The organism is Shewanella sp. SM32 (genome assembly GCF_025654235.1).
In the GTDB taxonomy this organism is placed as follows: domain Bacteria; phylum Pseudomonadota; class Gammaproteobacteria; order Enterobacterales; family Shewanellaceae; genus Shewanella; species Shewanella oncorhynchi.
The window spans coordinates 18,240-29,440 of the sequence record NZ_JAKKRO010000064.1 but is presented as its reverse complement, the minus strand read 5'-3'; the positions used below and the strand labels follow the sequence as shown (position 1 = coordinate 29,440).

Below are 11,201 nucleotides of genomic sequence, written 5' to 3'. Positions count from 1 at the left end.
CTAGGAATTTAATTCCTCTAAAGAGCCGTTCGAGACTAGGACGTTGATAGGCATGGTGTGTAAGCGTTGTGAGGCGTTGAGCTAACATGTACTAATGACTCGAGAGGCTTAACCATACAACCCAGATGGGTTTTACTGAAAATGTTCCAGACATTTTCTAGCACTTCCTCCTTCCATGGAGGTCGTACGAAAAGCCTTAGACAGAATACAGATACTTGATAAAGTTAAAGACTCAAAACAATCAGCTTTCCGAATTATTATTAGCGTGAGCCAGAGATGGACACGGTAATAAACAGAATTTGCTTGGTGACAATAGCCTTGTGGAACCACCTGATCCCATCCCGAACTCAGAAGTGAAACGCAAACGCGCCGATGGTAGTGTGGGGTCTCCCCATGTGAGAGTAGGTCATCGCCAAGCGCCTAATTATCTCATTGAGATGTAACCAAGCCAGCTGAATAAGCTGGCTTTTTTGCGTATGCAATTTGTTAAATTGTCATTTAAAGACCAATGCTATATAGCATTGTTTTATTCATTTTCGTTTTGGTTCTTCTGCTAGTTCTTTACGTTTTTTCCTTCCTTTATTTCAGACTTTTATACTCTAAGTTGATTATTTACATGAAGATCTCGCTTAGTTTGATAAGTCCTTTTGCTTAGTGGTTAGTTTCCCGTTAGCATACAAAAATATTAATTTTTTTGTTAACGGCCATCTGTTGCCTATGCTTCGTAAGCTTTCGCTCGCAGTACTGCTTCCTCTTTGTATGCTGACCCTATATTTAGTGTTGGTCATAGGCGAGTACCTGTTCGAAAGTGACCAAGTTAGGGCTGAACTTGCGCAGCGACAATCGGCTTTGATAAAGCAACAGTTGTTCCGCATGCAGAATGTGGTTCAATCGGCGCAAGCTTTACAGGATGTAGAGCGGATTGAGCAGGAAGTTTCCTTAGCTGCGCTGGATATGGGCACTATGGTGTATATCTTGGTTGATGCTGAAAGCCGTATTCGTTTTGCTAATCATACTGTGTGGCGTGATAGCAATGCGACTCAAGTCATCGATGGTTATGATGTAGACCTTCACCGCTCTGTGGTTCAAGCTTTTCTTCCGCAGATCCTCGTTAATCTCGACCGTTTAACTATTCAAGCATATTATCCCGTTCTTCCCCAGTATGGTGGGGCTGTTGATTTGATTTATCTTGAAGCCGATTTAGCCCCTTTAGTTGCCGAAGCTTCTGCTAAGTTGCAGCAACGTTTTATACGGGTTTGGGGCCTTGGCGGATTATTGCTGATTGGCTTTACCTTTATTTTATATTTCCTGCTGATCCGCCCATTCCAAATGTTGAGCGAGGCAGCTAAGCAGGTAGGCACTTCTTCCTTTTCGACATCGATACCTTGGAGTTCATCTGAAGTTTTATCTTTGCAAGCCAGTTTGCAGCAGGCACATGAGCGTTTAAGTCGGGCAGTTAAACAGCTCAATGACAGTGAATTGCGTTGGTTATTTGCTGTGGAAGGTTCGCGTAACGGTATTTGGGATTGGGATATTAGTACTGGGGAGGTTTTTCTTTCTGATCGCTGGAAAGAGATGATTGGTTATGAGCCTGATGAATTGGCTGGAGTATTCCAGACATGGGAGACGCGGCTACATCCCGATGATAAGCAGATTGTGTTAGATGCTTTGCAGGAATACGTTAGCGGAAAGAGTAAAGAATTTGAAAGTGTTCACCGCTTACGCCATAGAGATGGCCATTATGTGTGGGTATTAGACCGCGGTATGTTAGTTGATTGGGATCCCCAAGGGCGCCCGACTCGCATGATAGGCATTCATATGGATGTGTCAGAAAGCGCGAAGAACCATGCTGCAATTACTGAGCTTGTAGATCAATCTGTTGTCGGTCGCAAGATGTTGCTCGATGTCTTTATGGTGCGTTTATCTCAATTTTTAACCCAAGGTAATAGTTCGGGGCAATGGGGGGCATTGCTGCTCGTTGAGGTGGATCGCTTAGGATTGGTCGCCACTTTACATTCCCATGAATTAGAGCGCTTGTTAACGCAAATCGCGGCCCGTTTATCGAGTTATTTCACTGAAAATATAACGGTCGGTCGATTAGAGTCTGGTAATTTCGTTTTGCTTGCTAAAGATTTAGCGGCAGATGCGTCAGCCGCTGCTCGTCGTGCTTTAGCCCTTGCGAGTGAGTTAAGGCAAGTGATTGCTCGACCATTCCATTACGGTCATCATCACTTTGAGCTGAGCGCGTGTGTGGGGATCTGTTTACTCGATAGTATAGAAACCTTAGATCCTGCTTTAGTGATGCGTCGTGCCGAGTTGGCAACGTTAAGCGCTAAGCAAGCAGGTCAAGCTGGGTGCGCTTTTTACCATGCTGAAATGGACTTTCGCCAGAGCCGTGATGAGCTGTTGCAACAGGAATTACAAACCGCATTACAACAAGATAGCTTAACGTTAATGTTCCAGCCTGTGATCAATGCGACCAGTGAACTTGTCTCGGCTGAAGTGCTCACGCGTTGGTATCGTGCTGATGGAGAGTTTATTCCGCCAGCTGAATTTGTGGCGTTAGCAGAACAAGGGGGAATTATTGCTGAGCTTGATCTTTGGGTGGCAAAGCGGGTGTGTCTGTTTATTCAGAAATCGCGGGCTCAAGGAAGGAGTTTGCCTCCTTTGACTCTCAATATCAGTGCATTCTCATTTGGTCAGGCTGATTTTGTTGATGCATTCGTTGGGTTAGTTAAGGAGCATGGTATTGTGGCTAATCAACTGGGTATTGAGCTCAATGAGGCCGCATTGTTAATGCAACCACAGTTTGTCGATGAGCGTGTCTCTAAGTTAGTTGAAGCAGGTGTAGGCATCATCCTCGATCATTTCGGTTCGGGTTTGAGTGCCTTGAGCTGCTTAGCTAATCAGCCATTAGTTGCGGTTAAATTGGATATGAGTTGTATCGATTCATTAACCACAATGCCAACAAAAGTGAATGTACTTATTACCTCTGCGCGGCAATTCAATTTGAGCGTTGTCGCCAAAGGTGTCGAATCATCCCAACAATATCAAGCTTTTGTTGAACTAGGCTGTGATGGCTATCAGGGCTATTTATTCAGTCGAGCTTTAAACCAAGCGGACTTTATCCAGCTTGTTTGTCCTCGTCCTTTATTGCGTAGCGTTTAAAGAAGTCGAGAGCATAGTTTAAGGCTTGGTTTCGGCAGGCGTCTTTTTCCATAAAAATCTCATGGGCAGCCCCAGCGATTACTTTCAATTGGCAATGGGTACTCACGGCGAGATTCTGGGCCGCATTATCAACAATCTTATCTTCACTCGCTTGCAGTATCAGTATCGGAGTGCGAATTTGTGCCGTTGCCAGTACGCAAGTATCTGCCGCATCTAAAGATTCAGTCAACCAACGGTTAGTGGGTGAACCGAGTTGTAACTTAGGGGCAGCATCATACAATTCTCGGTAGGCTTGGTATCGGGTTTGGCTGTGAGTTAGCTCATTCCCTTTGAATGGAACAGGTTTATAGTTTTGTCCTGCAAGTACATAATTAGGCTCGCCGCCATTGAGTGTGGTATCGAGTTTACTGGCCAACCAGCGTACGAACGCTTTTGGCATAGGTAATTTAATGCCATACATGGGTGCGGAAAATGCCGCGGCGGTAAAAATATCGGGATGCTGTTTGAGATATAAAGTGCCAATCGCGCCCCCCATTGAATGGCCAAGTAGCATGAGTTGTTTGTCGTTTTGTGGTAACACTATCTTCTGCATAAATAGAGCAAAGTCATCAATATAATCATTGAATCTTCGCACATGGCCCATGTGTGGATTGATTGTCATACGATCCGATAGCCCTTGGCCACGGTGATCTATGGCATAAACAGAGTAACCTTGTTGGTATAAGTCGAAGACCAATTCTTGATACTTTAAATAGGACTCGACTCGGCCACTGCTGAGAACGATTGCGGTATGCGCTTGGGGATGTTTGACCATCATATAGGCCAGCGTGACGCCGTCGGCAGAGGCTAGCGTGTCTTGAACAACGCTTTGCCAGAAGGCTTGTTGCTCTGAGGTATTTAAATCGTGTTCAGTCGAAAATGTCGCTTTGGCTTGGCTCATACTCAGTCGCAAATCATTTGGCTTGAATGGTTTGTTAGAGTGTAACAGACAACCATGGGAGTCTGAAAATACCGACTCCCATGAATTTCATTAACTTAGCGTGTCGCCTTTTTCGCTTTAATAAAATCATTGATTTGCTGTTCGAGGATCGACATAGGCACTGAGCCATTTTCGAGCACTGCATCGTGGAAGGCACGAATATCAAATTTGTCGCCGAGTTCCTGTTCTGCCTTGGCACGTAATCGTTTGATTGTTAACTCACCAATCTTGTAGGACAAGGCTTGTCCTGGCCACGAAATATAGCGGTCAATTTCGGTAGTGACATTGTGCAGTGATAGTGCGGTATTGCTGGCCATAAAGTCGATGGCTTGTTGACGACTCCATCCTTGGGCGTGCATGCCAGTATCTACGACTAAACGGGCCGCGCGCCACATTTCATAGGTTAAGCGCCCAAAGTTACTATATGGATCTTGGTAGAAACCAGCTTCTAAACCTAAATATTCGCAATATAACCCCCATCCTTCACCAAAGGCAGATATATAGCCATAACGACGGAAATCTGGGAGTGAGGTTAGCTCAGAGTTGAGTGATATTTGCAGATGATGACCGGGTACGGCTTCGTGCAAAGTTAAAGCTTCTAACTCGTAGAGTGGGCGCTTATCCAATGCATAAGTGTTGACCCAGTAGTAACCGGGTTCGTCATCGCTGTTCGAGCCTGAATATCGGCCTGTGGTGTATTTCGGCGCAATTTCTGCGGGCACTGGTGCTATACCATAGGGTTTACGGGGGAGTTTGCCGAAGTACTTAGGCAGCATGGCATCGGCTTTTTTGGCAATAAATGCCGCTTCTTTGAGTAACTGATCGGCACTGGTGGTGTAGAACTGAGGATCGGTCCGCAGGAAATGTAAGAAGTCGGCAAAGCTGCCTTTAAAACCTACTGACGCGATGATTTGTTCCATTTCTTGGCGGATACGTTGTACTTCTTTTACGCCCAGTTCATGCACTTCTGCCGACGTCATATTCAAGGTCGTATAGTAACGCACCCGATTCTCATAAAACTCAGCACCGTTAGGTAAGCTACTGGCTGCGATATTTTCCCGTGCATTGGGAATGTACTCTTTAGTCATAAAATCATAGAAGTTTTGATATAGCGGTAGGACTTTTTGCTCGACTAAAGCGCGACCTTCTTGGGTCAGCTGAGTTTTTTGTGCCTCAGTGAAATAGTTGGGATATTGAGTAAAAGGTTTGAAATAACTGCTCTTTTCAACAGGGACGATATAAGCACTGATACTGTCTTCAAAGCCATTGAGTGTCACTTTTGGCGGCGTTATTCCCTCGGCTAATCCTTGTTTTAGCCAGTGGGTTTGCTGGGCGAAATAGGTCGGGAGTGCATTGAGTTTGGCAATATAGTTGCGGTAATCCTCAAGGGTGTTGAATCTTCCCTGTGTGATTGACGTGATATAAGCGTGGAAGCCGCTTTCCGCCGTAATGGGCAGGTAATAATCCTTGAAACGATATAGGTCGACATCGTTTTGGAGCTGATCTTCCAGTATTTGAGCGTTAATCTTATCTTCTTTACTCAAGCTGCCGCGGTCGAGTGCTTTGAGCTGCGCTAGTACTGCGATTTGACCTTGATTAAGCTTAGCGAGCGCGGCTGGCGAGAGATCCGTTAATTTTCCTGCGGCACTGGCATAGCCCATGCTGTAAGCCATTTCAGGACTCGCACTGAGCTGTAATTGCCAGCTTTGGTCGATAATCGCTTGCAGCGCTGGGGCGATTGGTTCAACTTGCGATTGTGCTGCTGATATTGCCTGTGACGATGGGGTTTGAATATTTTTTGTGGTTTGGGTGGCACTGCAGGCGCCTAATGCGCATATCAATAAACTGGGGGTTAAGAGTTTATGCATGTTAGATCTCTGATATTTTCGTTGTTATTGAAGTCATTATGCCTGATGAATGCGGCCGTTCCTTGTATGGATATTAAGCAGAATTGTGACTGAATGTGAATTTAAATGCGTTTAGCGCATAAATGCCCCCGAAAATGCGTGTTAAACTTAGTGTCCGCCCGCGACCAAATAACAAAAGCATTGGCTGGGTAGTTCAAATAGGGGTTAAATATGATTGATACATCCATTCCATTGGTGGATCTGCATCGTCACCTAGACGGTAATGTGCGGGTAAATACCATTTGGGAACTAGGACACCAACACGGCATTGCGCTACCTGCCGATTCTTTAGAGACGCTCGCACCTTTTGTGCAAATTCAGGGGAAAGAAACTAGCTTAGTCGCCTTCTTAAAGAAGCTCGATTGGATGGTTGCCGTACTCGCAGATTTGGATGCGGTTAAACGCGTCGCCTATGAAAACGTTGCCGATGCGGCGTTATCTGGCTTAGATTACGCTGAGTTACGTTTTAGTCCTTACTATATGGCGATGAACCATAAGTTACCGATTGAAGGCGTAGTTGAGGCGGTAGTTGACGGCGTTAAAGCTGGCTTAAAAGACTATAACGTGAAGATCAATTTGATTGGCATTATGTCACGTTCATTCGGTCAAGCCGCTTGTACTCAAGAACTTGAAGGCTTACTCGCCCATAAACAACATCTCGTGGCTATGGACTTAGCCGGCGATGAAATGGGCTTCCCTGGCGAGTTATTTAACGATCACTTTAAACGTGTTCGTGATGCTGGCCTCGCGATTACGGCTCACGCCGGTGAAGCTGCGGGTTCACAAAGTATGTGGCAAGCGATTCAAGAACTTGGCGCAACTCGAATTGGTCATGGGGTGAACGCGATTCACGATCCTAAGCTGATGGAATATCTTGCTAAGCACCGTATTGGCATCGAATCTTGCCCAACCAGTAACTTGCATACTTCTACTGTGGCTTCTTACGCTGAGCATCCATTCAGAACCTTTATGGATGCAGGCGTGTTGATAAGCCTAAATACCGATGATCCCGGTGTGAGCGCTATCGATATTAATCATGAGTATCGTATCGCCAAATCTGAACTCAAGTTAACCGATGCTGAGTTAGCGCAGGTGCAACGTAACGGCGTTGAAATGGCATTTTTATCGGACAGTGAGCGCAAAGCACTCTATGCCGCTAAGGTATAAGTCGATTCTGAGTCGTTAATAAAAATAGCCATCAATAAAAAATCCGACTCTAGAGTCGGATTTTTTGTGAGCGTTTGCGAGTGCAGCAATAAGCGTTTTAGATCACGCGTGAGAACTGTTGCTGACGCGCTTTTTGACGATAGTAAAGATCGAAGCACATACAGATATTGCGGATCAATAAACGGCCAGTAGGGCTGATAGTGATCTGTCTGTCGACGATTTCAACTAACTTATCATCGATAAATGTCTGCATTAACTTAAGATCTTCTGCGAAATAGGTTTCGAAGTTAATCCCCAGTTTCTCATCAATTTTCGCCATATCCAGTTCGAAGTGGCAAATCAGCTGTTTAATCACGACGCGGCGGATTTCATCATCACGGTTTAGGCTGCAACCTTTCCACAAAGCATGGCCTTCCTTATCTATGGCCTCATAGTAAGGGCGGATATCTTTCTGGTTTTGCGCATAGCAGTCGCCAATCTGACTGATGGATGATACGCCAAGACCTAACAAATCGCATTCTTCTTGGGTGGTATAACCTTGGAAGTTGCGGTGCAGTCTGCCTTCGCGCTGCAACTTGGCTAACTCGTCATCGGGTTTAGCAAAGTGGTCCATACCGATATATTGGTAGCCAGCGCCAGTTAAGGTCTCAATAGTTTGGTGCAGCATTTCGAGTTTTTGTTTTGGCGAAGGTAAATGCTCGTCTTTGATCTTACGTTGAGCGGCAAAGCGCGCAGGTAAGTGAGCATAGTTAAATACCGACAAACGGTCAGGCGATAAATCTAAAACGCGCTGCATAGTGGCGGCAAAGGTTTCTGGCGTTTGGTGTGGCAAACCATAGATTAAATCTATGTTGGTTGACACAAAACCCATGGCTTTTGCTTTGGCCATTAAGTCGAAGATAAATTGCTCATCTTGTTCGCGATTAACGGCAATTTGCACTTCTTTATTGAAATCTTGTACACCGATGGATATCCGGTTAAAGCCCGCTTCTTTCAACGTGTCGAGCATTGACAGCTCAATCTCGCGAGGATCGACTTCAATTGAGTACTCGCCTTCTTCCGCAAAGTTAAAGTTAGCTTTAATCAGTGACGTAAGTTTAAGAATCTGCTCTGGATTTAAGAACGTGGGTGTACCGCCGCCCCAATGCATTTGGGTCACACTGTAATGTTTGAACAGGGGCGCACGTTTAATAATTTCTTGGCTTAAATATTCAATGTACTGATCGGCTTTGTGTTGGTGGCGGGTGATGACTTTATTACAGCCGCAGTAATAACAAAGCTTGGCGCAGAACGGGATATGAATATACAGCGACAGTTTATCGCTTTTGCTATTTTCAATGGCCGTCAGCAGATTTTGTTCGGTGAATGTATCATCGAACTCTAATGCCGTTGGGTAAGAGGTATAACGGGGACCGCTGTAGTTATATTTTTCGATCATCGACTGATCCCAGCTAATCTGAGTGGGCTGCTTCAAGGCGTGTCCTCCGTGGGTAAATTAGCAACAAGCGAAGTATGCAAGGTTCTTAAGTAAATAACCTTGATCTAGGTTGTAAAAATGACGTCTGTCATTTTAGAAGTTACGCAATATCTATCAAAAAAGTACGCTTGTCTGTCGATATTTGGCGGTTTTGTGCGCAGGCTCACGGGAGTAAGGAGGGTAAGATTGGTGCGGGTTTTATCGAGATGACCTCAAAACCACAATATAAGTGGTCTTGAGGTATAGCAATGGGCTGGTTTAATGCATCGCTTTGGCTTGGTAATCCGACAGTTTTTTCGCATCATCACTAATGCCTTGCTCTAATGCGGCTTCGGACTTCATTCTGATCAAGTCTAACTTCATTCTTTCTTGCTTAGGCAAGGCTTGACGAGCATCCATGATGGGATGATTTTTAATTAACTCAAAGTGTTTGAATAATGAAGGGTAATCGGGAGCCACACGCTCACTTAATGACAGGATTTCAAATAATCGCCCAATCCTGACCACGCCTTCAGAGATCTCACAGCGGTCTTCAATCATGGCAGTGGCGATATAGCGGATATCATCTAAAACTTGGGCACGTTTTGCATTCGCCGTGACTTCACGCTCGGCTTGTTCAGCCTGCTGACGCTTTTTTTGCTGCTTGAGTTTTAGGATTAAGAAGGTGGCGTAGCTACTTAGCGCTACTATGATGATAAAACCGAGAATAATGATAGTCGTAGACACAGAGACTCCTTATATGAATGGCATAAGGAGCCACAGCTAAAAACTGAGTTCCCTATGCCTTAGCACTGAGAGGTTAGAACTTGTCTTGATAATCTTTTAGTAAGTCAGCGCCTGATTCGAATTTGTCGAACAACTCATCGTCAGATAAAGACTTAGCAGGTGATGAAGGTGTGTCATCATCCATATCGTCGCTAATGCCTAGTTTAATCATCAGAGCTTCAATTTTATTTAGCTGTTGATCTAACCACTTTTGGTCAACCTCGTTGAGGTCGCGGCCTTCTTCAAGCATATCTAACAGCTGATTTAGTCTTGGATCTTCTTCCAATTTCAGCAGTTTTTGCTCGTCAGTCAGCTTAGCTTGTTTCACTTTTGGCTGAGCGGCTTTATCTGTTACCACTGCCGCAGGAATTGCTAAAGCCACAGGCTTTTTACTGCCATGACGCGGGTCTTTTTTCTTAGCGGCCTGCTGTTGCGGCGCTTGCGCTAAAATTAAGCTTTCGTTATGACGACTACCTGATTTATTGCCAGAATCTTTACGTTTGCCAGTCGCTACAGCGCGATCTTGCTTCTTCACTCTTGGCTGTAACTTAGGGCTGTTCTCGCCGCCCTTGCGTGTTTTCTTGCTACGAGACATGGTCTTCTCAATTATTTACAACGTATGGCCTTGTAGACTAAGGGTTAGCTTGTCTACAAGGTGCGAAATTAGGCCGAGTGTTATACCAGATTATGATGTTTTTTGCATCAAAACGAGGTCCTTTGCGGCAAATAATAGTTCAAAATCGCTATTGTTTGCGAGGTACTCGAAGGTTTGTCGCTGATAAAAGCTCACATGGGTGAGGTTGTTCTTATAATGCCACTTAGCAAAACCATCTAATTCAGTCAGTAATGGTGTGCTTATCGCTAACCAACCACCAGAATGCAGTAGCCGAGAGAGCAAAGTCCACTCTTTTATAGGGTTTTGAAAATGCTCAAACACCCGATAACAGCAGATAAAATCATACTCTAGCTTTAACACGTCATGATTCGGGGCAAAAAAGGGATCATATTGATTTAACTTGTGGCCCGCGCTTTCTATGGTCGTCAGGCTCTCATCATCGAGTATGCGGCCAAAATTCAATCCTAATAAACTGCCAGCTTGTTGCTGCTCTAATTGCGCTAACAGCGGCAAAATAAATTGCGATAACTGTTTTTGCTTCGACGCTATGCGTGAACGACCGTATCTTTGCTTCTCTGCCGCGGGGGGTAAATGGCTATTCGCATCCGCAAAGGTTAACTCACATGTCTTGCAAACATAAAAACTCCGCTTTTTATCTTGATGAAGGAGTCGTGTCTGACTGTTATGACAAAGAGGGCATCTGGGCATTGAGTCTGCTGAAGTGGTTATTAAGGCTTTGATTGTACCAATTATATTGGTTGAGTGCACATTTTAGACACTAATGGGGTGTTACAAAAGAAAAAAGGCGGCAGTTAAACTGCCGCCTTACAAAGGGTGCTTTAGCACCTTATCCTGATTCCAAGTATCCATACTTGCTATGCGACTTTCCCGGTCGGTATCCTTCTTTTTTTACTGCTTTCCCTGCATTATTTTTGTTAATGGTCTTCCAGACACTTTATTTTTTCTGTCGCCATCCTGACTACAGTTTCCGTAGATGGTCTCGCAACACATCTTTTAAAGCATCGTCATCATTGACGTCGAGTTAACCATCCATGTTACTTAAGTACCTTCCTGTGATAACAAGCATCCAGCCAGTGCATCCTAAGCTTATCGCTTCCTTTG

General features: G+C 44.8%; 8 protein-coding genes and 2 rRNA genes. 4 read left to right on the top strand and 6 right to left on the bottom strand.

All coding sequences use genetic code 11. The annotated features are described in order from the left end of the window. The 3 genes from L5M10_RS19640 to L5M10_RS19630 form a co-directional block, all read left to right on the top strand. Window positions 1–116, top strand: a 23S ribosomal RNA gene (locus L5M10_RS19640); the annotation flags it as partial. Between the two features lie 186 nt (window positions 117–302). Then, a 5S ribosomal RNA gene (gene rrf, locus L5M10_RS19635) occupies window positions 303–418 on the top strand. 299 nt (window positions 419–717) lie between these two features. Next, window positions 718–3,168 (top strand): GGDEF domain-containing phosphodiesterase, encoded by a 2,451-nt coding sequence (locus L5M10_RS19630; protein WP_263198435.1) that lies wholly within the window; start codon window positions 718–720, stop codon window positions 3,166–3,168. Here L5M10_RS19630 and L5M10_RS19625 read toward each other — a convergent pair. Together L5M10_RS19625 and L5M10_RS19620 are read right to left on the bottom strand one after the other, a co-directional pair. After that, window positions 3,125–4,108: an alpha/beta fold hydrolase gene (locus L5M10_RS19625; protein WP_105250768.1), complete on the bottom strand. Its 984-nt coding sequence runs from the start codon at window positions 4,106–4,108 to the stop codon at window positions 3,125–3,127. The two genes, L5M10_RS19630 and L5M10_RS19625, sit on opposite strands and share 44 nt — an antisense overlap. A 95-nt stretch (window positions 4,109–4,203) precedes the next feature. Continuing rightward, window positions 4,204–6,015 (bottom strand): DUF885 domain-containing protein, encoded by a 1,812-nt coding sequence (locus L5M10_RS19620; RefSeq protein WP_263198434.1) that lies wholly within the window; start codon window positions 6,013–6,015, stop codon window positions 4,204–4,206. A gap of 210 nt (window positions 6,016–6,225) precedes the next feature. Between L5M10_RS19620 and add the strand changes: the two genes are divergently transcribed. Next, entirely contained in the window at window positions 6,226–7,221 is a 996-nt protein-coding gene (add, locus tag L5M10_RS19615) for an adenosine deaminase (RefSeq protein WP_219251466.1), read from the top strand. Window positions 7,222–7,318: 97 nt separating this feature from the next. On the opposite strand, the gene hemN is transcribed toward add, so the two are convergent. The 4 genes from hemN to L5M10_RS19595 form a co-directional block, all read right to left on the bottom strand. Continuing rightward, window positions 7,319–8,695, bottom strand: coding sequence for an oxygen-independent coproporphyrinogen III oxidase (gene hemN, locus L5M10_RS19610; RefSeq protein WP_263162672.1), 1,377 nt, complete (start codon window positions 8,693–8,695; stop codon window positions 7,319–7,321). Window positions 8,696–8,956: 261 nt separating this feature from the next. Then, window positions 8,957–9,424, bottom strand: a complete 468-nt coding sequence (locus L5M10_RS19605) for a DUF2489 domain-containing protein (protein ID WP_113940148.1) — start codon at window positions 9,422–9,424, stop codon at window positions 8,957–8,959. 73 nt (window positions 9,425–9,497) lie between these two features. Further along, a complete protein-coding gene (gene yihI, locus L5M10_RS19600; RefSeq protein WP_105250763.1) occupies window positions 9,498–10,058 on the bottom strand; it encodes a Der GTPase-activating protein YihI in 561 nt (186 codons plus the stop codon). Window positions 10,059–10,148: 90 nt separating this feature from the next. Then, window positions 10,149–10,787, bottom strand: coding sequence for a class I SAM-dependent methyltransferase (locus L5M10_RS19595; RefSeq protein ID WP_263162670.1), 639 nt, complete (start codon window positions 10,785–10,787; stop codon window positions 10,149–10,151). Window positions 10,788–11,201 lie beyond the last annotated feature (414 nt).

Bases quoted from the DNA above. Each gene is read 5' to 3' on its own strand.
- L5M10_RS19595 (WP_263162670.1), bottom strand. From the start codon at position 10,787: ATGCCCAGATGCCCTCTTTGTCATAACAGTCAGACACGACTCCTTCAT.
- yihI (WP_105250763.1), bottom strand. From the start codon at position 10,058: ATGTCTCGTAGCAAGAAAACACGCAAGGGCGGCGAGAACAGCCCTAAG.
- add (WP_219251466.1), top strand. From the start codon at position 6,226: ATGATTGATACATCCATTCCATTGGTGGATCTGCATCGTCACCTAGAC.
- L5M10_RS19630 (WP_263198435.1), top strand. From the start codon at position 718: ATGCTTCGTAAGCTTTCGCTCGCAGTACTGCTTCCTCTTTGTATGCTG.
- L5M10_RS19620 (WP_263198434.1), bottom strand. From the start codon at position 6,015: ATGCATAAACTCTTAACCCCCAGTTTATTGATATGCGCATTAGGCGCC.
- L5M10_RS19625 (WP_105250768.1), bottom strand. From the start codon at position 4,108: ATGAGCCAAGCCAAAGCGACATTTTCGACTGAACACGATTTAAATACC.